26 protein-coding genes are annotated in these 26,019 nt (G+C 52.6%); 15 read left to right on the top strand and 11 right to left on the bottom strand.

Annotated features, from left to right (window positions below):
* Window positions 1-212: 212 nt before the first annotated feature.
* From pssA to O6944_07675, 5 genes are all read right to left on the bottom strand, one after another.
* Window positions 213-971: a CDP-diacylglycerol--serine O-phosphatidyltransferase gene (gene pssA / locus O6944_07695; protein ID MCZ6719013.1), complete on the bottom strand. Its 759-nt coding sequence runs from the start codon at window positions 969-971 to the stop codon at window positions 213-215.
* An 11-nt stretch (window positions 972-982) separates the two neighbouring features.
* Window positions 983-1,684, bottom strand: a complete 702-nt coding sequence (locus O6944_07690) for a phosphatidylserine decarboxylase (protein ID MCZ6719012.1) — start codon at window positions 1,682-1,684, stop codon at window positions 983-985.
* Window positions 1,685-1,820: 136 nt separating this feature from the next.
* The gene (gene ilvC / locus O6944_07685) at window positions 1,821-2,837 is read right to left on the bottom strand and encodes a ketol-acid reductoisomerase (protein MCZ6719011.1); all 1,017 of its coding nucleotides are present in this window, start codon (window positions 2,835-2,837) and stop codon (window positions 1,821-1,823) included.
* 73 nt (window positions 2,838-2,910) lie between these two features.
* On the bottom strand, window positions 2,911-3,402 hold the full coding sequence (ilvN, locus tag O6944_07680) for an acetolactate synthase small subunit (GenBank protein MCZ6719010.1): 492 nt from the start codon (window positions 3,400-3,402) through the stop codon (window positions 2,911-2,913).
* Window positions 3,403-3,404: 2 nt separating this feature from the next.
* On the bottom strand, window positions 3,405-5,132 hold the full coding sequence (locus O6944_07675; protein MCZ6719009.1) for an acetolactate synthase 3 large subunit: 1,728 nt from the start codon (window positions 5,130-5,132) through the stop codon (window positions 3,405-3,407).
* A gap of 271 nt (window positions 5,133-5,403) precedes the next feature.
* Here O6944_07675 and O6944_07670 point away from each other — a divergent pair, with 271 nt between their 5' ends.
* The gene (locus O6944_07670; GenBank protein MCZ6719008.1) at window positions 5,404-5,868 is read left to right on the top strand and encodes a DUF4124 domain-containing protein; all 465 of its coding nucleotides are present in this window, start codon (window positions 5,404-5,406) and stop codon (window positions 5,866-5,868) included.
* 192 nt (window positions 5,869-6,060) lie between these two features.
* Entirely contained in the window at window positions 6,061-7,806 is a 1,746-nt protein-coding gene (locus O6944_07665) for a proline--tRNA ligase (GenBank protein MCZ6719007.1), read from the top strand.
* Here the strand turns inward: O6944_07665 and O6944_07660 are convergent.
* Window positions 7,803-8,072 carry an acylphosphatase gene (locus O6944_07660; GenBank protein ID MCZ6719006.1) on the bottom strand — a complete coding sequence of 90 codons (270 nt, stop codon included), beginning with the start codon at window positions 8,070-8,072 and terminating at the stop codon, window positions 7,803-7,805. The two genes, O6944_07665 and O6944_07660, sit on opposite strands and share 4 nt — an antisense overlap.
* Window positions 8,073-8,511: 439 nt before the next feature.
* On the opposite strand from O6944_07660, the gene O6944_07655 reads away from it, so the two are divergent.
* Window positions 8,512-10,131 carry a hypothetical protein gene (locus O6944_07655; GenBank protein ID MCZ6719005.1) on the top strand — a complete coding sequence of 540 codons (1,620 nt, stop codon included), beginning with the start codon at window positions 8,512-8,514 and terminating at the stop codon, window positions 10,129-10,131.
* 20 nt (window positions 10,132-10,151) lie between these two features.
* Here O6944_07655 and O6944_07650 read toward each other — a convergent pair whose 3' ends face one another.
* Window positions 10,152-11,396, bottom strand: a complete 1,245-nt coding sequence (locus O6944_07650) for a virulence factor BrkB family protein (GenBank protein MCZ6719004.1) — start codon at window positions 11,394-11,396, stop codon at window positions 10,152-10,154.
* A gap of 254 nt (window positions 11,397-11,650) precedes the next feature.
* Here O6944_07650 and arsC point away from each other — a divergent pair, with 254 nt between their 5' ends.
* Entirely contained in the window at window positions 11,651-11,998 is a 348-nt protein-coding gene (arsC, locus tag O6944_07645; protein MCZ6719003.1) for an arsenate reductase (glutaredoxin), read from the top strand.
* 15 nt (window positions 11,999-12,013) lie between these two features.
* Window positions 12,014-12,625 carry an NAD(P)H:quinone oxidoreductase gene (gene wrbA / locus O6944_07640; protein MCZ6719002.1) on the top strand — a complete coding sequence of 204 codons (612 nt, stop codon included), beginning with the start codon at window positions 12,014-12,016 and terminating at the stop codon, window positions 12,623-12,625.
* Window positions 12,626-12,666: 41 nt separating this feature from the next.
* Here wrbA and O6944_07635 read toward each other — a convergent pair whose 3' ends face one another.
* The 3 genes from O6944_07635 to O6944_07625 form a co-directional block, all read right to left on the bottom strand.
* Window positions 12,667-13,374 (bottom strand): BPSS1780 family membrane protein, encoded by a 708-nt coding sequence (locus O6944_07635; protein MCZ6719001.1) that lies wholly within the window; start codon window positions 13,372-13,374, stop codon window positions 12,667-12,669.
* 169 nt (window positions 13,375-13,543) lie between these two features.
* Entirely contained in the window at window positions 13,544-14,254 is a 711-nt protein-coding gene (hda, locus tag O6944_07630; protein ID MCZ6719000.1) for a DnaA regulatory inactivator Hda, read from the bottom strand.
* 108 nt (window positions 14,255-14,362) lie between these two features.
* Window positions 14,363-15,421, bottom strand: a complete 1,059-nt coding sequence (locus tag O6944_07625) for a DUF2066 domain-containing protein (GenBank protein ID MCZ6718999.1) — start codon at window positions 15,419-15,421, stop codon at window positions 14,363-14,365.
* 62 nt (window positions 15,422-15,483) lie between these two features.
* Between O6944_07625 and purM the strand changes: the two genes are divergently transcribed.
* Window positions 15,484-16,548, top strand: coding sequence for a phosphoribosylformylglycinamidine cyclo-ligase (purM, locus tag O6944_07620; GenBank protein ID MCZ6718998.1), 1,065 nt, complete (start codon window positions 15,484-15,486; stop codon window positions 16,546-16,548).
* Between the two features lie 3 nt (window positions 16,549-16,551).
* On the opposite strand, the gene trmJ is transcribed toward purM, so the two are convergent.
* Window positions 16,552-17,298 carry a tRNA (cytosine(32)/uridine(32)-2'-O)-methyltransferase TrmJ gene (trmJ, locus tag O6944_07615; protein MCZ6718997.1) on the bottom strand — a complete coding sequence of 249 codons (747 nt, stop codon included), beginning with the start codon at window positions 17,296-17,298 and terminating at the stop codon, window positions 16,552-16,554.
* Window positions 17,299-17,386: 88 nt separating this feature from the next.
* Here trmJ and suhB point away from each other — a divergent pair, with 88 nt between their 5' ends.
* The 9 genes from suhB to O6944_07570 all read left to right on the top strand — a co-directional run.
* The gene (gene suhB / locus O6944_07610; protein ID MCZ6718996.1) at window positions 17,387-18,178 is read left to right on the top strand and encodes an inositol-1-monophosphatase; all 792 of its coding nucleotides are present in this window, start codon (window positions 17,387-17,389) and stop codon (window positions 18,176-18,178) included.
* A gap of 186 nt (window positions 18,179-18,364) precedes the next feature.
* Window positions 18,365-19,420: a dTDP-glucose 4,6-dehydratase gene (rfbB, locus tag O6944_07605; protein ID MCZ6718995.1), complete on the top strand. Its 1,056-nt coding sequence runs from the start codon at window positions 18,365-18,367 to the stop codon at window positions 19,418-19,420.
* 3 nt (window positions 19,421-19,423) lie between these two features.
* Entirely contained in the window at window positions 19,424-20,158 is a 735-nt protein-coding gene (locus O6944_07600; GenBank protein MCZ6718994.1) for a sugar phosphate nucleotidyltransferase, read from the top strand.
* Window positions 20,159-20,196: 38 nt separating this feature from the next.
* Window positions 20,197-21,351 (top strand): DegT/DnrJ/EryC1/StrS family aminotransferase, encoded by a 1,155-nt coding sequence (locus tag O6944_07595; protein MCZ6718993.1) that lies wholly within the window; start codon window positions 20,197-20,199, stop codon window positions 21,349-21,351.
* 731 nt (window positions 21,352-22,082) lie between these two features.
* Window positions 22,083-22,829 carry a class I SAM-dependent methyltransferase gene (locus O6944_07590; GenBank protein ID MCZ6718992.1) on the top strand — a complete coding sequence of 249 codons (747 nt, stop codon included), beginning with the start codon at window positions 22,083-22,085 and terminating at the stop codon, window positions 22,827-22,829.
* 188 nt (window positions 22,830-23,017) lie between these two features.
* A complete protein-coding gene (locus O6944_07585) occupies window positions 23,018-23,935 on the top strand; it encodes a glycosyltransferase family 4 protein (GenBank protein MCZ6718991.1) in 918 nt (305 codons plus the stop codon).
* On the top strand, window positions 23,932-24,726 hold the full coding sequence (locus tag O6944_07580; GenBank protein ID MCZ6718990.1) for a class I SAM-dependent methyltransferase: 795 nt from the start codon (window positions 23,932-23,934) through the stop codon (window positions 24,724-24,726). The genes O6944_07585 and O6944_07580 overlap by 4 nt, the downstream gene beginning before the upstream one ends.
* 1 nt (window position 24,727) lies before the next feature.
* A complete protein-coding gene (locus tag O6944_07575; protein ID MCZ6718989.1) occupies window positions 24,728-25,645 on the top strand; it encodes a lysylphosphatidylglycerol synthase transmembrane domain-containing protein in 918 nt (305 codons plus the stop codon).
* Between the two features lie 33 nt (window positions 25,646-25,678).
* Window positions 25,679-26,019, top strand: a 341-nt coding sequence (locus O6944_07570) for a hypothetical protein (protein MCZ6718988.1), incomplete at its 3' end; no start/stop codon positions are given.

Below are 26,019 nucleotides of genomic sequence, written 5' to 3'. Positions count from 1 at the left end.
ATAGTGAAATTTAGGAATGCGATTTGTTCTGCCCTGACTAGGGCAGCAGCCGCGTTAGCGGCAGGCACAGCAAGGATCGTAGGCCCGGCACCATTAGAGGGCAACAGGAAAGTCCAAAAAATTTGTATGTGGTGCCTTTCACAGGGGTTCCCAAATCATTTTCTCGCTTCACCCGTTAAGAATATAGCGGGATTCCGCGAGTTTTCCAAGCCCTACCTGCGCTCGGCATCCCTTGAGGTGTCAAGTGACTTACGAGCTGCACGATGCTTTCGCAAAACAGCCAAGGTCATAACGGGGCCAGACAAGGCATAGAGCATAAAGAGCGAAAATAGCACGAGGGAGGGTTCGATTGATACAAATACAAACACAAACACGATAACCAAGACCGTGACAAAAGGCACCCGGCCTTTTAGGTCGAGCTGCTTAAAACTATGGTATCGAATGTTGCTGACCATCAATAGCCCCGCCGCAATGGTTATGCAGAAAGCAAAGGGAATAACGGTGGTCCCGTCCCTTAGCCCGTAGCGGTCGCCAAGCCAAACAGTCCCTGCAATGAGGGCCGCTGCCGCAGGAGTTGCAAGGCCCTGGAAATAGCGCTTGTCGGCGATCCCTACTTGGGTGTTAAAGCGGGCAAGACGCAATGTAGCAGCTGCTGCATAGATGAAGGCGGCCAACCAACCCACCTTTCCCAACCCGAACAGCGACCATTGGTACATGATAAGGGCCGGCGCAAGGCCAAAACATACCATATCGGACAGACTGTCATAGTGCACACCAAAGTCGCTCTGCGTGTTTGTCAGCCGAGCGACCCTGCCATCAATGCCGTCGAGAACCATGGCGATGAAAATAGCGATGGCGGCCACGCCAAAACGGCTGTTCATAGCAGCCACAATGGCATAGAAACCAGCAAACAATGCAGCTGTCGTAAACAGATTCGGCAGTAGATAGATTCCTCTGCGACGTTTTTCCACGTTGGACTGGCCTAAATTCGTTCCAAAGTTTTGTTGACGGGCGCAGCGCCCACCGCTGAGAGCACCGTAACACCACTTTCATGGACCAACTGGGCGAGGACCGACGAACCGGCAATAACCTTATCACCGACGTTGATGCTGACCCGTGTATTGACGGGCGCTAGCACATCGACGACACCACCAAAATATAGATAGCCGCACCGTTGGCCCTGCCCCACCCTTTCGCCAGGGCTCACATAGAATCTGAGACGGGAAGTCAAACCGGGAGCCGTTACCGCGAAAAGGACATCATCCTGCTCGTCCGTCTGGATCCAGAACGCATGTTGCTGGTTATCGCGCCCGACCAGGCCGTCATCTTTGAAGCGGGATGACCATTGCTTTATCAGCTTACCCTCAATTGGACTGCGTAAGGAAAAAATCTCCACACAGGACATTTTGATCTGGACATGCTGCGCTTCGCGCTGGAGCCACTGATCTCGCACATTGTCCACCACGATGACTGTGCCGTGCACAGGGCTCACAACGGCGAGCGGACTAGCTGGCACATTGCGAGGCGGATCGCGAAAAAGATACACCATGCTGCCAAACAACGCCCACACGGGAACGGCAGCAAGCAAGCCAATCACGTTGTTAAGGACAATTGCGATCATCGCAATAGCCAACAGAACTGGCCAACCTTCGCGGGCAATTACCGGATAGCGGTTTGTAGGCATCGTGCTGAATTATGTTGGATCGATCGACTTCCCGATACGCAACCGCCTTTTCTATGAGATACTGTTTAATAGGTTCATCCGAGAACCGCCTCTGCATCCTTGCTTTTCAAAAAGTCGCCTCACACAGCGGCTGTTATCAGTTTTTTGCCTGATCCACTAATCGATTAGCCTTAATCCACGGCATCATTTCCCTTAAACCTGCCCCTACTCGCTCGATGGGGTGCTCAAGCCCCCTGCGACGCATGGCCTTGAGCGTCGCTGCACCTGCCTGGTTCTCCAGAATGAACTCGCGGGCAAATGCGCCGTTCTGGATTTCGGCAAGGATCCGTTTCATCTCCTCGCGGGTATCATCATTAATAATGCGGGGGCCACGGGTGAAATCGCCGTATTCCGCAGTGTTCGATATTGAGTAGCGCATATTGGCGATGCCGCCTTCATACATCAGGTCAACGATTAATTTTAGCTCATGGAGACATTCAAAGTAGGCCATCTCCGGTGCATAACCGGCATCAATCAAGGTCTCAAATCCCGCTTGAACCAATGCCGTCATCCCGCCACAGAGCACCACCTGTTCGCCGAACAGATCAGTCTCCGTCTCGTCGCGGAAGGTGGTTTCGATGATGCCTGCGCGTCCACCACCATTCGCCGATGCATAAGACAATGCGATGTCCTTTGCCTTTCCGGACACGTCTTGAAAGACGGCGATAAGGCATGGGACCCCACCTCCCTGGACGTATGTGGAACGTACCAGATGCCCTGGCCCCTTGGGCGCAACCATGATCACATCCAAATCGGCGCGCGGCTCAATCTGTCCAAAATGGATATTAAAACCGTGGGCAAAGCCCAACGCGGCTCCCTGCTTGATATTCGGTTCAATCGCTTCTCGATATAAACGAGCTTGGTCCTCGTCGGGCGCGAGGATCATAACGACATCCGCGCCCTTGACTGCCTCATCAATGGGCTTTGTAGTGATCCCAGCAGCCTTGGCCTTCGCCTCGGAGGGGGACCCACTGCGCAGGCCGACCACAACCCTGACGCCGGAATCATTCAAGTTGTTGGCATGGGCATGTCCTTGGGAGCCGTAACCAACAATGGCGACCTGTTTCCCCTTAATCAGAGCAAGATCAGCGTCCTTGTCATAATAGATATTCATTTTTCGATGCCCCTTGCTAAATTAATCTGACGGCACCGGCATTGGGGCCACGTTCATTAAACCGTATGATGGCTTAGACGTGCACCCCTTTATCGCCACGGGCGATGCCCGACACACCGGAACGCACGACTTCAATAATCGACTTTTTGTCGAGTGCTTCGATAAATGCATTGACCTTGCCACCGTTACCAGTCAGTTCGATGGTATATGTGGTTTCTGTGACATCAATGACACGACCACGAAAAATGTCGACAAGCCTTTTAAGTTCATCCCGACTAGCGCCCTTGGCCATGATTTTGACCAGCACCAACTCCCGTTCAATGTGCTTATTGTTCTCCAGGTCAACGACCTTGATCACATCGATCATCTTGTTCAGCTGTTTCGTGATCTGCTCGATGATCTCGTCCGACCCGTCAGTAACCAGCGTCATGCGCGACACCGTCGGATCTTCAGTCGGGGCAACCGTGAGACATTCGATATTGTAACTGCGTGCGGAGAATAGCCCGGCAACTCGTGAGAGTGTGCCCGCTTCATTTTCCAACAATAACGACAGGATATGGCGCATGTTCAGGCCAGTTCCCTTTCTGGCGAAAGGTGCATCTCATGCTGGCCCTTACCCGATGCGATCATGGGATAAACGTTCTCGGTCTGGTCAGTGATAAAATCCATAAGCACCAGACGATCCTTCATTCCTAGCGCTTCCTTTAATGCGGCTTCTACGTCACCCGTTTGCTTGATCTGCATGCCAACATGACCGAAGCTCTCTGCCAACTTGACGAAATCCGGTAATGCCTCCATATAGGAATATGAATAGCGCCCAGCGTAGAAAAATTCTTGCCACTGGCGGACCATCCCCATATAGCGGTTGTTGAGGTTAATGATTTTGAGCGGCAGGTCATATTGTTTGCACGTTGATAGTTCCTGAATACACATAACCAGACTGGCCTCACCAGTAACGCAACAGACGACTTCATTAGGAAAGCGTACCTGCACGCCCATGGCAGCGGGTAGTCCGAATCCCATAGTGCCAAGCCCGCCCGAGTTAATCCAGCGCCGAGGCTTGGTAAACTTATAGAATTGCGCTGCCCACATCTGGTGCTGGCCGACGTCAGAAGTTACATAGGCGTCGCCTTTGGTCAGCTCATAGAGCTTCTCAAGAACGTATTGCGGCTTGATAACCTTACTCTTCCTGTTGTACTTGAGGCAGTCCATGCTCTGCCACTGCTTGATCTGCTGCCACCAAGCGTCAAGGGCCTTTTGATCCGGCTTGACCTTACCTTGCTTGATCAACTGGATCATGTCACGCAGCACGTTGCCCACACTGCCAACAATCGGTATATCAACAGGAACGTTCTTGGATATGGATGAAGGATCAATGTCGATGTGCACGATCTTCGCTTCGGGACAGAATTTCTCCAGATCCCCCGTCACCCGGTCATCGAAGCGAGCACCAATCGCAATCAGCACATCACATTGATGCATCGCCATATTAGCCTCGTAGGTCCCGTGCATCCCGAGCATACCGATAAATTGCTTGTCCGTAGCTGAATAACCGCCGAGTCCCATGAGGGTATTGGTTATGGGGTACCCTAAACGTTGCGTGAACTCGACAAGCGCGTCACTGGCATCATCGAGAATGACGCCCCCACCCGAATAGATCATCGGGCGCTTGGCCGACAGGATCAGCGACACGGCTCTCTTTATCTGGCCTGGATGCCCCTTGGTCACTGGCCTATAGGACCGTAGCTCAACGTGTTCAGGATAGTCATATTCGCAGGTATCAGCGGTCACGTCCTTGGGAACATCCACCACAACGGGCCCGGGACGGCCGCTCGATGCGATATAAAATGCCTTCTTGATGGTCAACGCCAGATCCCTTACGTCCCTAACCAGGAAGTTATGCTTCACACAGGGGCGCGTGATGCCAATGGCATCGACCTCCTGGAATGCATCATTGCCAATGAGCTGTGTCGGCACCTGTCCGGTAAAAACCACCATCGGGATAGAGTCCATATAGGCGGTGGCGATGCCTGTAACACAGTTCGTGGCGCCTGGACCCGAGGTGACGAGCACGACACCAGGTTTGCCAGTCGCACGCGCATACCCGTCGGCTGCATGGGTGGCGCCTTGCTCGTGGCGAACCAGGATATGCTTTACATCATCCTGTTTAAACAGCGCGTCATAGATGTGTAGCACGGCGCCACCGGGGTAGCCAAAAATATGCTCGACCCCTTCATCCTTTAAGCAGCGGACGAAGATTTCAGCACCGCGCAGGTTTTCTCTTGACTTGCCCACACCCAACAACTCCAAACATTACTGTGAACACACAAAAAATACAGTGAAACTACAAAACGTTACTGGCATTCGCTCCAGAGGTCAAGATGCGGCCCCCACTAGGCGCACCGGGCACCTCAACGACGGGCGCCCAGCCTGCCACGGGAGCTTCAGCTTGGCGGGCTGGGTTGTTCCGGCACCCGTCGTTTTCGGGGGCCTGTGCATAGCGCCGCTGGCCAAGATATGCTTCACTGTAAGCGACAGCGTGCCGGCGTGCTTGAGATCAAGGCCAATGCAGAAACTCACACCAGTCACTGTGTTACTCGCCACCTTGTTACTCCTGTGGGTGTTTGGATCATCTCCGCTGTCCGCCAGAATCTATAAATGGATTGATGAAGAAGGTGTGGTGCATTACGGGCAGAATCCCCCCCCTGGTCAGCAAGCGGAGTCCATCAAACCGCCGCCGCAGCCGGCGGATTCGGACGATGCAATCAATGAATTGCAAGAGACTCAGAGGCAGCTAGACACATTACGTAAGGAAAGGGCAACACAGGCCGAAGAGCAGCGTAAGGCCAACGAGCTTAAGGCGGCTATGGCAACGAACTGTCAGATCGCAACAAGAAATCTCACAGAACTACAAAATAGGCGACGAGTACGTTCAAAGGATGAATCGGGCGAGTGGGTCATACGAACCGACGAGGAACACCGGGCGGCCATCAAAAAGTACCAGGCAGACGTCGATAAGTATTGCAAGTAATTTGCGATCAATTTTCGGCTGGTAGAAGCCATCTCCCAGGAAAGGAGACTTGCATCGGCTCCGCGAGCGTTTCATACCCAACATCCCAACCAACGACCTAGTTAGCCGGGTGGTCACGACACGACGCCATGCGCTTGCGGCCCCGTTTGGGGTAGAATCCGCAATCTCTTCATCCGGGCGTGCTACATCACCATGCGTATTTCCCAATTTCTGCTGGCGACACTGAGGGATCCACCGGCTGACGCGGAGGTCGTAAGTCACCAGTTAATGGTGCGCGCCGGTATGGTCCGTCAGCTGGCCGCCGGCATCTATACCTGGTTGCCACTGGGATTACGGGTCTTACGCAAGGTGGAAGCGATCATTCGCGACGAGATGGATGCCGTCGGCGCACAGGAGCTGTGGATGCCCGGTGTCCAGCCGGCTGAACTCTGGCAAGAGTCGGGCCGATGGGACGAGTATGGTCCTGAGTTGTTACGCCTGAAGGACCGGCATCAGCGTGACTTCTGCCTCGGCCCTACGCATGAAGAGATCATCACAGACCTGGTCCGCCGCGAGATCCGTAGCTACAAACAACTCCCAGCGAACTTTTACCAAATCCAAACTAAGTTCCGGGATGAGGTGAGACCGCGTTTTGGCATCATGCGGGCCCGCGAATTCCTAATGAAGGATGCCTACTCGTTTCACTTAACTCAAGGTTCGTTGCAAGAAACCTATGAACTGATGTATGAGGTCTATTCGCGCATCTTCACCCGCATGGGCTTGAAGTTTCGAGCCGTTCGTGCCGGAACGGGGAACATCGGGGGAAGCTTATCCCACGAGTTTCATGTGCTGGCATCCTCCGGCGAGGACCGCATTGCTTTCAATAATGAGAACAGCTATGCCGCAAACCTTGAATTGGCAGAAGCCCTCCCACCGAAGGGCCCGCGGCCGAAACTTAAAGAGGTGATGCAACGCGTTAACACTCCCAACCAGCACACCATCGAGGAGGTAAGCCGTTACCTAAAAGTGCCCCCCGAGCGCTGCGCAAAGACGCTATTGGTTACGGGTTCGGACGGCGGTCTGGTTGCAATCGTGCTGAGGGGCGATCATGAACTCAACAAAGTGAAGGTTGAAAAGTTACCTGAGGTCGCTGCCCCGCTTACTTTCGCTGACGAAGCCGAGGTCAGCGCAGTTATCGGTTGTGAGCTTGGTTCCATTGGCCCTGTAGGCCTCATGGTTCCTGTGATTGTCGATCATCAGGCCGCGCACCTCGCAGACTTCGTGTGCGGTGCCAATGAAGCAGGGCAACACCTGATCGGAGTCAACTGGGGACGTGACTTGCCCGAGCCGAAGGTCGCTGACGTTCGAAACGCAATCAAAGGCGATCCCAGTCCGGATGGGAAAGGCACCCTGGATATCGCCCGCGGCATCGAGGTAGGACACATCTTTCAGCTGGGCGATAAGTACAGTGCAACGATGAAGGCTGTGTGTCTCGACGAGAACGGTGATGCTGTGAACCTGATTATGGGGTGCTATGGCATTGGCGTTTCCCGAATTGTCGCCGCATCAATAGAACAAAATCACGATGAACACGGGATTATTTGGCCGACGGCGATCGCGCCTTTCGCTCTCGCGCTTATACCGATAAATATGCACAAATCACGCAGGCTGCGCGACGCCGTTATGACACTTTACAACACGTTGTCCGCAGCGAGCATCGAGGTATTACTGGATGATCGCCAAGAACGGCCCGGGGTCATGTTTGCCGACATGGAGCTTATCGGTATCCCGCACAGACTGGTTGTCAGCGATCGAGGACTCGATATCGAGGAAGCGGAGTATAAGGGGCGAGTCGATGCCGAATCTCAACAGGTGCCACTCAGCGAAGTCATTCCATTTATCGAGTCCAGAATCTCGAAAAGCGCGCTGACCATGCCAACCGAAGTCGCGCCGATTTAGCGGACTTCAAAACGATCAAGGCCCTGATCGTCCGCCGGCTCGCATGTCACATTTGTGACCTCTGCGAAGTCAGGACCGTGCCACAGCCAGGCACACAGCTGTTCCACGTCAGTGGGCTTGCCACAGGCCATCACCTCGACCCGCCCGTCCGGCACGTTACGCACCCAGCCGGTAAGACCGAGTCCTCGCGCCTGCTGGCCCGTCTCGGCCCGGAAAAACACGCCCTGAACGCGTCCCGACACAAAGCAGTGCCTACACCCCGTCATGGGTAACCTTGGTTGCTATCCACAAAACGGCTAAAAATGTCCCCGATCAGGCCGGAAATTGCAACGTCACGACGAGTATGAGGCACTGACCCTTTAGATGGGGTAAGGCTTACCCCAATAGGCGCAAAGCGTCCCCGTCTGGCGTTTCGGGGCCCCGCTGCCTTGATGATAACCCCCGCCGGTGCCTCCCCAGGCCCTCCCGTTTTTCTGGAAACCTTATTGCGTTGTGGTTATATTTAGCATTCAGGCCCCGCGTGCCCGGTGCGCGGCGGCACAGACAAAAAGAGGCCCAGAGCAGTGAGCCAGACGAGGCCCAACGAAGTCGATCAGTTGCAAGCCGTTACGGGACGCGTGCCCATAACAGACTCCCCCTGCAATGCTGCACTCGGGCCGAAACCGATTGCTCCCTCAGCATGACCGTTGAATGGGACGAAGGCACATGAATCCCGAACAAGATTCCATCCCGACAAGAGACACCGCGAAAGGTAAGCTCGTCGAAACCCGTCCCATCCATGTCGAGGAATGGCTGAATTCCCTGCCCTACACTGATTTTGAAAGCACCAGTCAGCTTCTACAGGCGGCGCTCCGAGCAACCAACATACAATCCGTCAAGCCTTCGACTCGGCTTGAACTGGTGCAGCTTTATCACCGTCCCTATCAATACTTTATCGAGTCCCGCATCAAGTCCAGCGCTGAACGGAATCTCCAGAGCATCGAGACAGCGCACATGCAGGTTGCGGCGATGAAAAAGCTTGCTGTTGAAATGGCCTTTGCCTGCAAACTCATATTGAATGACAGTGTTTCAAAAAAATCACTGTGGGGAAAAAGCAAACCACCGATTGAAGGCATGCTCTTCGGCATGCACTACCTGGCGCATGCATTGATACTCAGTTTTCAAGGATACGCGCCAACGCCAAAGAATGTGTGGCGAGAGCTTAGCTCGATCTATGAACTGGCGGAACGGCTTAATGAACATATGACGTTGCTAGACACGCCCGACGACGACAGCGATAAGCAAACAACCATTGACCATACGTACAAACAGATCCTGCTGGCGGCCGTTGGCGATCCCCACCAGCTCCCCTATGGCGCAATCTGGGAGATCTACGACCAGCTTGAGGAATGGGCAACTCAAACGCATCTAGGCGGATTTCAGCCAGTCAAGGAAGCAAGTGGGTATTTTGTTGTGGATCTAAAGAGCGATACGCGACCGATACCGTATGTAAAGTTTCGGTTTGAGACGATCACCGACCATCATCGCTTATTTGACTGCAGACCATTGGAGGGCATCGTCCAGCAGCATCTCGATCGGATCCAATCAGGACATGGCCGGGACGCGAGGCTTCAATTTTCCCCGCACTACGCGAAGGTGCTGCTAGGTCATTTATTGAAGGTTTGGGGGCTCCCACCCCGGCGAGCGTTTCCGCGAGAGCCCAAGGCGACAACCATGGAGATAACCTGCGGAATTAATGCCACCTACTTTTACTTGAACGGCCAACACGACTTTGTCAAAGCCATTCAGGACGCGGAGGAGGAAGGCGAAATCATCGTACGGGAAAAGATCAACCAGAGGCAACCCGCGCAACGCGCACGCGTCTATTCCGCAGAAAACTGGAATGTCATCAATCAGGGGCCTGGCGGCCTTGCCGTATTCAAGAATGCAAAGCTCCAGCAGCCTGTTCGCATCGGCGAACTCGTCGGTCTTAAGATGCCCGGGCATAATGGTACCGAAGACGATTGGACAATCGGTGTCGTGCGCTGGTTGATGATCCATAAAAACATGGAACATAAATTGGGAATTCAGATCCTTGCATCGAAGGTCCGACCGGCAACGGTGTGTGCGCTCGTTGGGGGGCCGGCTGATACGGAACATCGGCGGGCCATTCTTATTGCCACACCCGAACAAGATCGAGAGATCTCTTTGATCACAACAAACGGGCTATACCAAGAAGGCCGTTCCTTGGAGATCAGTGTAGGCGAGGAGACGTTCCAGGTCCGTGCAGATAAATTGTTAGAGTCAACTGCCTCCCTGGAGCAATTCAGCTACAAGCGCACATAGCCCCACGCAACCGTTGCAGCTTACGGGCTGCCCTCATAAAGGGATTTTAACGGGACCTGCATCGACTTGCCTTGACCCTCGAGCACAGTACGCAAGGCCGTGTCCCACTCATCCTGCTGACCCCCGCTCGCGTTCGTGACAGGCAGGGGACCTGGCACCGACTCGTAGAGTTCCAGCAAGGTCTGCTGACCCAGATCCCGCGACAAGACCCACTTACCGGACGCCGTCCGATGCACCCACCGGGCCTGCACAAGCCGGTCGAGCACCGCCGTGGCACGCTCATCGTCGATGCGCCGCTCCTTCTTGACGATCTCCTCCGTCGAAATCGAGCGACCCCGCCTTTGAGCCTCCCACAGCTGCCCGATGGTACGGTAGGCGGCGACAAAGAAGCCCTCATCACCATATGCCTTGACATGTCGGCGCCAGGTCGGAAACGTGACCAGGCTACGGGTGATCTCTGCGCCGAGCAGGATCACAAGCCAAGATAAATATACCCAAACCAGGAACAGCGGAATGCTGACCAGGGCGCCATAGATCGCCTCATAGGTCGGGAAATGTGTGACGTAGAAGGCAAAGCCCCGCTTGGCCACTTCGAATAACAGCGCGGCCACGACACCGCCGATTACCGCAGGGCGAAACGGTACGCGTCGGTTGGGCACCAGCATGTACAAGAGCGTAAATGCGAGCGTTGTCGTTACGAAGGGCGTCCATGCAATAAACCGGGTCTTGAGACCAAGCCGTACTTCCACGTCCGAAACCAATGGTAACGAGACGACATACGATGTCGCTACTAATCCCACCCCGACTAGTAACGGGCCGAGTGTGAGTACCGCCCAATACATCGCGAAGCTCGATAGTGCGTGACGTTTTGCATGCACCCGCCAAATCTTATTTAAGGCATTTTCAATGGTTACCATCATCATGACCGCAATGAGCACCAAAAAGATGATCCCGGCGGCAGTCAGTTGCGTAGCACGGGTCGCAAACTGCTGGATATGGCTCTGCACGGATTCACTCGCGGCGGGCACAAAATTTCGAAAGATATAATCTTGGATTTCATTGCCGAGGTCTTGGTATACCGGAAATGCCTTGAGAGCGACGAACATAACGGCTATCAACGGGACCAAAGACAAAACCGTCGTATAGGAAAGCGATGCTGCAGTTCGCTGACACCCGTCGGCCATGAACTGTCTCGTAACAAACACAAGAAAATCCATGATCCACTTGCATTGGTTTATGATTTTGTCAAGCACTCGCCTTGGCATAAGAGTCTGTCCAGATCAGAACGCTAGTTGAAGCGCCGCAATGATTTCATTGGATTTGATTATACGTCATTGACAACATGAGCATCGATGAGAACGCAAACAAATTCTTGCGAATCATAGACCGTCATCTAATATTTACCCGTTTTACACAGTTCAAGCGGCAACGTCAGCGTGATAGATTGGAATTATTCATTGACAGGCGCAACCTCGAGTAGAATAGCATTTCTTTAGACAGGACGAAGGATAGGCATTCTATGAAAGTGACTATCTACCACAATCCGCGCTGTTCAAAATCTCGACAGACGCTCGATCTCATTCGCAAGCGAAACATCGATCCGGATGTCATCGAGTATCTCAAGACACCGCCGGACAGGGCGACCCTAGAGAGAATCTTGGCGTTGCTGGAATTGGAGCCCCGGGACCTGATGAGAAAGAATGAGAGCGTATATAAGCAAGAAAAACTCGATGACAAAGCGTTGAGCCGAGAGGCGCTGATCTCGGCGATGCTTGACTATCCCATTTTGATTGAACGCCCCATTGTTCTAAGCAAGAGCAAGGCGCGGATCGGACGTCCACCCGAGAAGGTTCTCGAAATCCTCTAACCTGGACATGTGCCGATGGATATCCTCGTGCTCTACTACTCTCGCCACGGAAACGTCGCTCAGATGGCCCAGTATGTGGCCCGCGGCATCGAAGAAATCTCAGATTGCCAGGCACGGCTCCGTACTGTCCCGGCAGTTTCCGAAGTCTGTGAAGCCGTGGAAGAGCCTATTCCGTCAGCCGGCGCACCGTATGCCACTCACGACGATCTGAAGGAGTGCGCGGCGCTGGCGTTGGGTAGCCCGACGCGCTTCGGCAATATGGCGGCGCCACTCAAGTATTTTCTCGACGGCACCGGTGATCTCTGGGTATCCGGCCTATTGAGCGGTAAACCAGCAGCCGTTTTCACCTCAACCGCAAGCCTTCACGGCGGCCAAGAAAGTACCTTATTGTCCATGATGCTGCCGCTGCTGCATCACGGCATGCTGCTTGTGGGCCTGCCATACCAAGAATCCGATTTGTTCACCACCACGAGTGGTGGCACGCCGTACGGGGCATCCCATGTGGCGGGGGTAGACAGTGATCGGGCGGTTTCCGAGGAGGAAAAAAGACTCTGCATTGCGCTCGGCACGCGGCTTGCGCGTATAACACAGGCGCTCAATTCTGGGAGGGCAACGCAATCAACGTAACGAGGAACCCCAATAGCCCGCGAGAGGTGCAGCAGGGCGCATCATCCATCCCCATAGATACTCTTATAACTGCAATACAAGGCACCAAAGGTTACAGGGATTAAGACAAGAAACCCCAGACCAAATGGAATCGCGGCCACGATCGCCAAGCCGAGATAAATGAGACTGAAGACCGAGACCGGTAGAAAGTTGCGAAGACAGGCCACAAAACTGCTTTTCAGTGCAGGTATCGGTTTGCCACCGGAAAACATCACCAGTGGCGACGCATAAATAAAGGCCATCAACACCAGTAACCAAATTGAAAGGCTCACGAGCACGGCGATCAAAACACCACCTGCTAACGCTTGTGGCTGGCCTGTCTGAGCCTGCCCAAGTGCAGGTAGTAACGCGCCGCCTGAAAGAACTTGACCAATGACAAGCGTCACGACGAGCGCGAGCAAAAGCAGTCCCCCAAGGCTGAGTAACGGCCCGCGCATCTTGGGATCGGTGAAACCAATAAACAAATGCCCAACCCCGAGTTCTCCTCCACGATCAAGCGATCGGGCCCCGTAGAGCATACCCCCATAGAGTGCCGGGGATATGACCATCAGAATCAGCCCACCAACACCGGGTATGAATGACAAGATCACCTCAATGGCGAGGTAGATGATTAGCAAAGCAATCCACAGGCCGGGACTGGCCATGAAGAGCCGCCATCCGCATGTGATCCAAGCCCAGCCCTGACTAGCCTCGACGCGATTAACCTGCATAGCCGTCCCCCCTTCTGGGTGCTCGTGGTCCTGACCGGAGAAGCATCCCATCAGCCACTGCAGGCAAAGATAACATCCCTCTACAGATAGGATCTACCGAACGGTGCTTTTATCTCTGTGTTTTTTGGATCGGGTGTCAATTTGCTCCGAGTGCTTGAGCGCTTGTGCGTTAGATATCAAGCAAGGTCTTGACAAAGGGTACGGTGAGGCGGCGCTGTGCCGCGAGCGATGCCTCATCCAGCTGATTCAATAAGTCAAACAGCGCCCCCATGTCACGCGGGCAGCGCCTCAACAGAAAATCTCCAACGTCAACGGGTAGCTCAAAGCCACGCGCCACTGCGCACTGCTGTAAGGCCCTAACCTTCTCATCATCGGCGAGTGCCTTAAGCTGGAACACAAGCCCCCAGCCAAGCCGAGTAGTTAGATCAATGAGTTGCAGGCCCAATGCCCGTGGGCTGGTCCGCCCGGTGACGACCATGGGCTTGCTGCACTCACGTAAACGGTTGTACAGATGAAACAGCGCCTGTTCCCAATTGCTGTGTCCCGCAATCTTGTCAACATCATCGACACAAATAACGTCGAGCTCCTCTAGATCCTCCAGCACCCCCGTGGATAGCCGAGCTATCTGTGATAACGGCAGATACACCGATCTTCCGCCGTGCTCAGCGACCTGCTGACAAGTCGCCTGCAGAAGGTGAGTTTTGCCCGTGTCACGTCGACCCCAAAGGTAAACACTTCCCTTTTCGATGCCGTCGCACAAACGTTGCAGAAACCGGACCACATAGCCATTAGGACCCGGAAGATATGTCGCGAAGGTAACTGCCTCCTGTGGAGCAAATCCGAGAGGCAATTGAACACCACTACGGTCGATCACGTCCATGATGCATTAAGGGGTATTTCGTACGATCTGTGTGGCGGGAACATCAGATCCATAATACCAGCCGCGAGAGAAGACTCCTGTCCAATCGCCACGATGCGATGATCCTCACTAGCGCAACAATCGATAGGACGGCCCGGCACTATATGTAATCCGCTCCAGCGTTTTGCCTAGCGAAACTGCTTGCGCGATTGCATCCGCACCGCCATGTGCCGTGACAAGAAACGTCACTTTGCCAGGATCAACACGTTTGACCTGAACGCCAGTCACCGCCTTTAAGGATTGCAGATAGTGCAGTGTCCGCGCATACTCGTCCACGTTAAAGATATCCGTTACGACCACTTCCACGCCAGTTTTCTCTGTATACACCCCTGTACGAACAAACCGCGCGGCTAGATTATCAGCAAGCGTGTCAATTCCTTCATCAATTACAAATGCCGGAAGATCTCCCTGGGAGATCCAGCTTACGGACTGTCCATCCAGATAAAATTCCCAACGCGCCTCCCACAGTCCCGGAAAAATGGGCACGATCCGCCCAGAAAGCACCGTGTCCGAATGATATCGTTCGGATGCCTTTAGGATAGGCTCTCTAAACCCCCCCCACACATCGCTGGGCTTGAGACGCGCATTGTCTTCGAGGTCCAGCAGAGGGATAAGCATTGGGATCCCCCGCACGCTTGCCCGCTCTTTCAGAACAGATAGATATTCGGATTCCTCATCCGTGCCGATCAGTCGACGCCCGCCCTCATCTTCCACCACCAGCCACACGAGCGTCGACGGGCGCTGCTTCCCCCATATTGGCACTCCAAGATCCCGGAGCCGTTTATCAAGCGTCCCAGCGTCGAAACGCACCCAAAGCTCTAGGCTTTCCTCCGGCAACACTGAACCATCGGCTGTCGTCGGCGAGACCGCACGATAACGATATTGCTGGACGTAGCGCTGGGCCTCCTCCAGCAAAGGCACAATAGCCGATCGGCTGGCCACATTTCGGTCACCGGTCACCTTGACCAACACCACGCGAAGCGCTGTTGCTACCCCCTTCTCACGTGTGGCAGCGGCTTGATCGATAACGGGTACCTCCGCTTCGTACAGACCAGACACATTCGCAGCGGATGATATCCCGGGGGAAAAGAGTGCAATCAGGCAGAGGATACGTATGTAACGGCTCATGCGCGGCACGCTATGCGAGAGCCCATCCCAAGTCAAGATTTGCAGCGGCCCAGGCTTGCCCGATACCATTACTTCCCGTGAGCTCTCGTGATCAATCCCCTCTCACCTATGAGGACGCAGGTGTTAGCGTCGACCGGGGCGACCGGCTGATCGATCGCATCAAAGCTATCGCGGATCGCACACAACGCCCGGGCGTCATGGGCCGATTGGGAGGCTTTGGCGCATTGTTTGATCTGTCAAAGCTTGATTACCGGAAACCGATCCTGGTATCCACCACCGATGGCGTTGGAACCAAGCTGAAGCTCGCACTCGCCATGGGCAAACACAACACCATCGGCATTGATCTCGTTGCGATGTGCGTGAATGACCTCATCGTACAGGGTGCTGAGCCATTATTCTTTCTTGACTATTACGCCTGTGCGCGCCTCGACGTGGACCTGGCAACGGAGGTTATCTCCGGGATTGCCCACGGCTGTGAACTGGCGGGCACGGCACTGGTTGGTGGCGAGACTGCGGAGATGCCGGATCTGTATGCCGTGGGCGACTATGATCTGGCTGGATTTTGCGTTGGCATTGTCGAACGAGACGACTGTATCGATGGGCATCAGGTCACAATCGGAGACGCGCTTATCGGTATTGCATCCAACGGGCCTCACGCCAATGGCTACTCCCTCATCCGCAAAGTGATAGCACGGGGAAAAGCGGACCTAGAGCAAGACTTCTTTGGCGAGCCGCTTGGCGCTGTCCTGTTAGAACCGACTCGCGTATACGTCCAACCCATACGCCAGTTGATAGTGAAGGTGCCGGTGCATGGCCTAGCACACATCACGGGTGGTGGGTTAATCGAAAACATCCCTCGAATGTTGCCGTCAACTGCGTGTGCGAACATTGATGCATCCACGTGGGATCACCTGCCAATTTTCCAGTGGTTGCAAGAGAAAGGCCGAATTGAGACCAAGGAAATGTACCGAACGTTTAATTGTGGGATCGGTATGGTTGCCTGCATCCCAGAAGAAGACGCGCAAGATGCCTTACGGTGTCTTCAAGATTCAGGGGAGAGAGCCTGGCGAATTGGCACAGTCGAGGCACGCCGTGAGGAGAGCGTACGAATCGAGAACACCGGATAGTCCTTAATCACGAGCATTTCTCACCGCCTTCTCGGCGGCCGCCAGTATTCCCCGCAGTATATTGATCTCATTCTGATCGGGTTGCGCGCGGTTAAAGAGGCGCTTTAGGCGACGCATGAGCCGGCGCGGCTTATCTGGATCCATAAACGTGATTTCGATCATTAACCGCTCGAGATGCGTGTAGAATTGTGTCATCTGCTCGGCAGTTGCGAGCGGTGCGTCACCCTCATCGTGATCCTTTGATCGATCGTTGCTAGAGGCCGCCTTCATAATTTCATAGCTGATGATCTGAACCGCGGCAGCCACGTTCAATGAGTTAAATGCTGGATCGGTAGGTATCTGCACAACGTAATTACATAGATCGAGCTCTTCGTTGGTAAGTCCTGTGCGCTCGCGCCCAAAGACTAACGCGACCTCACCGCTTTGCGCTTCCTGCACAACCCGACCCGCGCAACCAACCGGATCAAGTGTGGGCCAGGAGATGCTCCGTTGGCGCGCACTCGTCCCGATAACAAGGCCACATCCCGCAAGGGCCTCCTGGAGTGATCGAAACATCTGTGCTTCTGCTAATACATCATCCGCGCCGGCGGCACGCGCCGTGGCCTCCGCACAAGGGAACGTCTTTGGCCGAACGAGGTAGAGCCGTCGCTGGCCCATGGCTTTCATCGCTCGGGCGGCCGCGCCGATATTGCCGGAATGGCTGGTCGCGACGAGCACCATGCGAATATTGTCAACTATCTGCAAGGTCATGCCGCAATCATCAGGTTTGTCGTTGCAACCTTCAATGATCGTGAATCGGCCCGTACAATGCCCATGGCCAAACAAGCAGAGATCCCACATGCACCCCATGCTCAACATTGCTGCCCGCGCAGCCCGTACCGCTGGGGATATCATTGTAAGACATATGGACCGGGTTCAGGGCCTAGAGGTAACCACAAAAGGGTACAATGACTTCGTCACAGAGGTGGACCGGCAGGCCGAAGACGCGATCATCCGAACTATACATAAGGCATATCCCCATCATGCCATCCTTGCTGAAGAGAGCGGTAGACAAGGAGACGATGCGTATCAATGGATTATCGACCCTTTGGACGGCACTACCAATTATCTTCACGGTTTCCCGCAGTTTGCCGTATCCATTGCGCTGATGCACAAGGGCGTGCTCGAACAGGGCGTCGTGTATGACCCGCTTCGCCAGGAACTGTTTACCGCCACCCGCGGATCAGGGGCTTTATTGAATGATCGGCGGATCCGGGTAAGTCGACAAACTAAGCTGGAAGGCGCACTGCTTGGCACGGGATTCCCATTTAAAGACCAAAAACGACTTGAGGTCTACCTTGCCACCTTTAAGTCTTTGTTCCCCACTACATCCGGGATCAGACGAGCCGGATCTGCTGCTTTAGATCTGGCCTATGTGGCCTGTGGCCGTTTCGATGGCTTTTGGGAGTTTGGGCTACGAGAATGGGACATGGCGGCGGGGGTCCTCCTCGTTCAAGAAGCTGGTGGGTTGGTAAGTGACATGAATGGGGGTCATGATTACCTTCAGAGCGGTAACATCGCCGCGGGTAATCCCAAAATATACAAGGCCATCCTTAGGACGATTGAGCCACACGTTGCCGGCTTACTCTAACTAAAACATCGGTCATGCAATCCGATTAAAGACGCTCAACCGACTTCGCCCAACGTACAGCATTTAAAAAGAACTACGTCACAGATCACATGAGTTCAGTGGCCTTTGATCTTGCCTGCCCTCATGTCCCATATACAATGTAAGTTCACAAAGGTAATGCCCTGTCCATAATTTGGGGATTAAACATTGAAAATCTTAGTAACCGGTGGCGCCGGCTTTATTGGATCTAACCTGATTCGGTATCTCTTGGACGAGACCGATGTCGAGATTTTTAACGTCGATAAGCTAACTTTTCCTGGAAGCCTATTGACCATTCAAGATTTTGAGGATTCTACCCGTTACTCATTTGCACAAGTAGACATATGCGACGCTTCCGCTATGCGGAATATTGTTATGGATTTTGCGCCCGACGCGATTGTACATCTCGCAGCTGAATCGCATGTTGATCGATCCATTGATTCTCCCAGCGCCTTTATTCACTCCAACATCGTCGGCACCTACACGCTGCTCGAGGCAGCAAGGGACTATTGGCGTGGCCTGCTACCCGAGCAGCAACGCAATTTCAGATTCCACCACACCTCCACGGATGAGGTTTTCGGATCGTTGGAACCGTCTGATCCAGCATTTTCCGAAACGACACCGTATGCGCCAAACTCGCCCTATTCTGCAAGCAAGGCAGCGGCGGACCACCTAGTACGCAGCTGGTATCATACTTTTGGTCTACCCGTCACCATCAGTAACTGTTCCAACAACTACGGCCCCTATCAGTTTCCAGAAAAGCTCATTCCACTAATCATCCTGGCTGCATTGAAGGGAGAGCCACTGCCCGTTTACGGTACGGGAAAGAACGTTCGTGACTGGCTTTATGTAGAAGACCACGTTCGCGCCTTATATCAGATCTTGCTGCGCGGTAAGGTCGGAGCGAGTTACAACATCGGCGGTCACTGCGAAATGGCGAATATTGAAGTAGTCCACACGCTGTGCGGCCTGCTTGATGAACTCAGTCCCAACAAAGGCAACAACCCACACAGCAATCTCATAGAGTTCGTAACTGACCGCCCGGGACATGATCTGCGCTACGCTATGAGCACTGAAAAGCTCCAGACGGAACTTGACTGGCAACCACAGGAGAGCTTTGCTTCAGGTTTACGTAAGACGGTCCACTGGTATATGAAAAATCTCGATTGGTGTGAACGAGTAATATCAGGAAGCTATCAGGGCGAACGGTTGGGACTGGGTTAAGCAATGAAAGGGGTCATATTGGCCGGCGGGCTTGGTACACGGCTGCATCCACTAACAAAAGCAACAAATAAGCACCTACTCCCCGTCGGCGCCGAGCCAATGCTGTTCCACCCGATCAGGCAGCTTACAGGTGCGGGGATTCGAAGCATTTTGGTCGTAACCAGTACCCTGCACATGGGCGACGTCGTTCGCTGCCTTGGTAGTGGAGAGGAGTTTGGGTGCATCCTCAGCTACAAAGTTCAGGAGAAAGTGGGTGGAATTGCGCACGCGCTCGCGTTGGCAGAAGATTTCATCGTAGCCGAAAAAATCTGCGTTATTCTCGGCGATAATGTTTTCGAATATAGCATTGCGCCTTATGCAGACAATTTCCAGAAACAAGACAAAGGTGCGCGTGTTCTCCTGAAAAAAGTGGGTGATCCGGAACGCTTCGGCGTTGCAGCGCTCGATGAGCATCAGGTTCTTGAGATTCAGGAAAAACCGAGCAATCCCAAATCATCGTACGCCGTTATAGGGCTCTACTTCTACGATGATCAGATCTTCGACATCATTCGAAGTATTAAACCTTCGGCGCGCGGTGAGTTTGAGATCACCACTGTCAACAATGCATACATAGAAAAGAATCAGCTTCAATACGATATTTGCCGTGGCCGTTGGACCGACGCCGGGACGTTCGAATCTCTGTTTGAGGCCAACCAAATTATGATAAGCAATAACAATAAAATCCTACCGCACTCTTGAACGACAACTCCAAAAAGCAAACCCCCAAATTCGACCCCATGCGGAGCGAACTTCTGGTGTTCGGTGCACCGCAAATAGAGCAAGCCGAAATCGATGAAGTCCTCGTCACGATGCGCTCGGGATGGTTGGGTACCGGTCCCAAGGTTACCCAATTCGAAGGCGATTTCGCCGGATATAAGGGAGTCGATTCATCCTTAGTCGCTGCTCTAAGTTCCTGCACAGCCGCGCTGCATCTTAGCTTACGTGCTGCTAATCTCGCGCCGGGCGATGAGGTCATTACCACAGCATTGACCTTTTGTGCGACGGTGAATGCCATCATTCACGCCGGCGCAACGCCCGTATTGGCGGATGTCGATGTGCATTCGATGAACATTGACCCAGATTCGATTGAAGCATGTATTACGCCTAAAACACGGGCTATTTTGCCTGTCCACTTTGCTGGACGTGCCTGTGATATGGATGCAATCATGGAAATTGCAGAGCGTCATAAACTGCTCGTCATCGAAGATTGTGCGCACGCCATCGAAACAGAGTTTAAGGGACGTAAAGCAGGAACGATTGGAGATTTTGGTTGCTTCAGTTTTTACGTTACGAAAAATGTGGTTACCGGCGAAGGCGGTATGAACATCGCGCACGATCCCGAACACATTAAACGCATCAAGTCCCTCGCGCTTCACGGACTGAGTCAAGACGCGTGGAAACGCTTTAGCGATGTAGGGTATAAGCACTATCAGGTTGAAGATTGTGGTTTTAAATACAACATGATGGACCTCCAAGCGGCCATTGGTATTCATCAATTGGCCCGCGTAGACAAAAATTGGAATCGCCGGAAGGCCATTTGGGACCATTACCAACAGGCCTTCAGTAAACTCCCTATCTACCGGCCCCCAGAGCCGCCAGCGGACACACGCCACGCCTATCATCTCTACACCCTATTAGTCAACGAAGAAGCAACGGGGATGGGCCGTGACGCCTTCCTCGATGCCATGACACAGCAAAACATCGGCGTCGGGGTCCATTACTTGAGCATACCCGAACATCCGTACTACCAACGCACCTTCGGCTGGCGAGCGAAAGATTACCCCAATGCCACGCGCATCGGCCAACAAACGGTCAGCCTGCCATTATCGGCGAAACTCACTGACACCGATGTGGAGGACGTCATTCGTGCTGTTCAGAGGATTTGTGGCTAGCGCGACGTCGCCAATATTTTATTAGTAAAATCTGGTTAATCCCCTATGTGTCAATCAACCGCTGAGCCAATCAACACATATTATTTGTGCCCATTCGAGCAATTCGCTGAAAATATGGTCTCGGTTGTCCGAGACACCACGTTTCATGCGGTCACATTCTGACGATCCTGAAGTTCTTCTTTTATTCTTGATGCCAGACGTTTTGCATCATCACGGATCCCACATAGGTAACGGCTCAGAAAATTCCAAAAATTATCAAGCCCAATAAAATACAAACCGTTTATTCCACTGCTCGCATATCTTGCGTACCAGGATTTCTATCCGTTCTCAATGTATGTACGATGTCAGCAATAAAAGAGAGTGACGGCGGATACCCCACCACATATACAATGATAGCAAAGCGGCCCTTGCGTCCCTCGCCGAAATTAACTTGCTTATAATCAATTGTGTCTAATTATAGAAGCACGTTTACATGGCCGCTACCAGTGCAAACGCCAGATGAGCACCAGATCTTTGCACGGTCGACTACACTTAACCGACCGGGGCAGATTTTTTGACTAGCGTCACCAGTGACAACAACTACGGCGTCTACTCCAGGTGGGTTGGAGGAGTGACCACAGTGTGAGCGCGCCTTTTTAAACCACCTATATTAAACGTAAGCACAATCAAGGTTAATAAATATAGTAATGTTTTTTGAATGATTCGAAATGGACTCTTCGGGGCAGGCAAAAATGAACGATACCAAGCGGTTCAGAGATTTCTATGCAGAAGAAGCGAACGTCTATCACCGTTTACGTTACGAATCACGCTATGGAAAGCTTTTCCAGCTGTTGCACCATGAAGGCATTAGCGAAACCCTAGGGCGGCTTGACCGTGATCTTAGCCTGCTCGAGGTCGCCTGCGGGACGGGACATACCAGTGCTCTTTTGGTCGAATTGGGTTTCAGTCTCCTTGCTTGTGACCTAACACCAGAGATGCTTACACAGGCCATGGAACGTGTCAAAACAGTTCATGAAGTGAACGGGAAGTTTTTGGAATCGGACGTAACCTCGTTGCCATTTCCCGATTCCAGTTTCGATTTAGTTGTATCGACAAGATTTTTGCATTTGTTTCCTCATAAAGAGCAGCGCGAGTTGCTAAGGGAGATGCTGAGAATACTTAGGCCTGGAGGTTATATCTTGGTAGATTTCGACAATTGGTCCAGCCGTTGGATCATGGCACTCCCTTATTTAATCTACAATCTTGTACGTTATAGACGCATTGCGCCTTACAGTATCTACAACCGGATCAATCCGACAAAACGCATGTTCGAGGAATTAGGTGTTCGGGTACAACGGATCACCGGCATTGGAGGCACACATTTAATACTTCCTGCGCTGATATCCCAGGATCTCGCTTTCTGGTTTGGCAGACTTCATAAGACGAATCCCTTACGAATCCTGGCAGAGCAGTTCATAGTATTTGGTACCAAATCTTGAAGACTCTAATTGTCGCGCCCGAAATCTGTTCACCCTGGACGGAAGGCAGGAAAAACTTTGTCCGTGATCTGGTTGATTGGCTTTGGAGCCACGAACAGCTTTTCGTCCTCACGAGCCGTCCGGCCCACGAGTACAGCTCATTCCCGTGTGAGCATAGGATCTTGTGCTGTAGATGGAAGCCACAGCATTTGCTCAGCATCCTGCGTAATCTATCTTCGATTATCAAAGATAATCACCCGGAGATCGTTTGCCACTTCCCCTACGGAACCTTCCGCCGATATTACGGGTTAGCCAATAAGTCATACATGGCCAGCGTAGACCGTATCTGTTCTCGGAATGGTGTGCCGTGCCTGACCATAATGTATTCCATCGATGCATCGGTGTCGCCTGGGCAGCTTGATCGACTCGTCAGCCATTTAGTGCTAGGGGAACGGGATAACTGGCACGGTGACGTAATAGATCCTGGTCTGAGATTTGATCACTGGCCAGCGCTCAATCTCAAATCAACGGGCCCTCCGACAGTACTGTTCATGGCTGGAATGCATCAACAGAACAAGAACAGAGTTGACCATGTCCTTAAGGTGAGGGGCTTGGACCTACTTCTTAAAACAGGGGCTATCCTCGCGAAAGACGGCGTACGACTGATCATCGCATCACCACTATTTGAAAATCTCACCTTCAGAAAATATGTGTTGAACTCAAAATCCAACTCATGGCCAGAAAATGCTGTTAAATTTGAGTCGGTGGTCACCGTGCCGGAAATATTTTCGCATGTTGACTTGTTTGTCTTTCCCTATAGCAAGCAGATTCAGCACTTCATCCCGACATCAGTTAGAGAATCGATGTCTGCAAGTGTGCCCGTTGTGATTCCTGATTTTGCGCTGTTCAAAGCGCTCATCAAGGATGGAGAGACGGGATTCGTGTTTAAATCTGGCAATCATAGATCCCTAGCCGAAAAAATACAGCAAGCGCTTACGGATCGGCAACGACTTCGGCAGATCGGCGAAGCATCGCGACAGTATGCGAGGACGCGCTGGTCTATCGAGCGATCGGCACAGCAGCTCAGGATTTTGGCGCAGCGCGTAATTCGCGCTACCGAATTATGAAATCATCTGTCCCCGATGATGAGATTCGCGAGCGTTGGGAACGACGGGCTGCTGAACAAGGCAGTAACGAAACCAGTGTATTGTTCAAAAAACTACCTAAGGAACTCAACAAACAGATCCACAAGTATCACAGCTGCATATTGAACGAAAGATTTCTCCCCTTAGTCGTTAACCGTTCAAATCTATTAGACCTAGGTTGTGGTTTCGGAAGAATCAGCCAAATCATTAATGTGAACAGGCCTGACATAAGCATTACAGGTCTGGACTTCTCCATGAATTTTTGCAGGCTGTATCAGGATAGCGTCAGACGCCCTGTAGTCTGCGCAGATTTGTCGAAGGCGCCGTTTTTGGCACAATCTTTTAATACCATAATCTCGATTACCTCACTCATGTATCTCCCTGCGAGCGACAGGGCAAAAGTGATGTGCAGTCTGATCCAGCTATTGAAACCGGGTGGGGTTGCGCTTTTTCTCGATCCAGGACAAGAATACATGGACCTAGTAGCACGGTTGCATCCCGTAAGCAGGGAGAATTCCACGGGTGGAAACGGATTTTATGCACGAGATTACCTTTCGCTCGCACGCAGCGCGGGAGTGACTGTAATCGCAACTGGCGGCATGCTGTTCTTCTCACTCCTGTTACCAGTAATGCTACTTTTGCGTCATTCTCCACGAAGTTTAAATATGCTCATCGGTAGTGCATCCTGGTTGGATAGACGGCTTAATTGGTTCGGCGGGTTGTCCCTGCACCGCTGGATGATTCTAAAGGTGCCTGGGCAGGCCGATAGGTAAGATGAGCGAATTCCTACCCTCGCTGCCGGATTCAATTCATCTCATGTATATAGTTCCGTTGCTGTTGGCAACGGTCGCCCATTTCCTCGCAGAACCTTTACGTTGGTTCATCTATCTCCGAAGCTCGTTACATACAGCCTATCGGATCCTGTTTTATATCTTCTCATTGACGGCACTGATCAGTTTTTCCTTGCCTCTAAAGATGGGCCTTCCGGCCAGGATTTATCTTCTAAAGCGCAGGGCTGGGCTTGGCATTATGCATTGCTCCACATTGCTGATGCTGGATGGTCTGATTAATTACACTTGTTGGGGATTCACCAGTATAGCCGGTGTTTATCTAATGGCGAGAGAGAATATTCTACAAACCAATTTAATCATGATATATATTGTATCGATTTTTCTTCTCGCCCTTACAGTTTTCATTTGGAAACAACGTTCCAAACTTTTTCCTAGTGCCGGCGAAAGTGGGATAGGGCATACCGTCGCCAAATCTGCTAGAGGACTTACACGAGCCCTAACTACCATCACATATCATTCTGTTGCGCTGGCATCCTGCATTATGTTGTTGGATATCGCAAGTCATGTGCTGCGGCACTGGGCTATCTTCTCATTACTTGGCATTGATTTGGATTGGGGAGTGATCTTTATGATTACAACCGTTAGCTTGTTTGCGGGTATTCTGTCAATGATGCCGATGGGATTAGGCGGCTACGATGCCGTGTTGGTTCTTTTGCTAATGCAGTTCTCAGTTAATCCGGAGTTGGCTATCAGCGTGGCTATTATCAATCGTCTTGCCAGTATCGTTCTCAGCATAGTAACTGGAACAATCAGCGGAATGAGGCTGGAGATTAACCCATTCAGAAAGAAATCGTGGCGAAATATCACGGCGAATGATGGTGTTCAGACTGAGACCAAGTGAAATCACATAATATCCCCGATCCAACCGGGAACAATGGGAATCAGGCTTGGGTATCGGCCCGACCATCTCCCTATAACGGAGGAGTATTCGCAGCGCGTGCTTTGCCTACCGTTTTACAATTACAAAAAAGCCCTTGGCGCCGGGGCACTCTTGGACGCTGGCTGCTACACACTCCACGCGGCAAGTTGTCTGACAGGTGACGAGCCTGATTTTCTCGCTGCCTGCTTAGGGAGTGAGGCAGGCTATAAGGTGGACACGACTGGTTCTGCGCTGATCGTCTTTAAATGCGGGATCCATGCCCTTCTGGATTGGGGTTTCGGACACGCCTATGTGAGCGAAATCGAGATCTGGGGGGAACGCGGTCGCGTACGAGC

The sequence above is a fragment of the Gammaproteobacteria bacterium genome (assembly GCA_027296625.1).
Taxonomy (GTDB): Bacteria; Pseudomonadota; Gammaproteobacteria; order JAKEHO01; family JAKEHO01; genus JAKEHO01.
The sequence above is the reverse complement of the archived record's forward strand: the minus strand, read 5'-3'. Positions and strand labels throughout refer to the sequence as shown.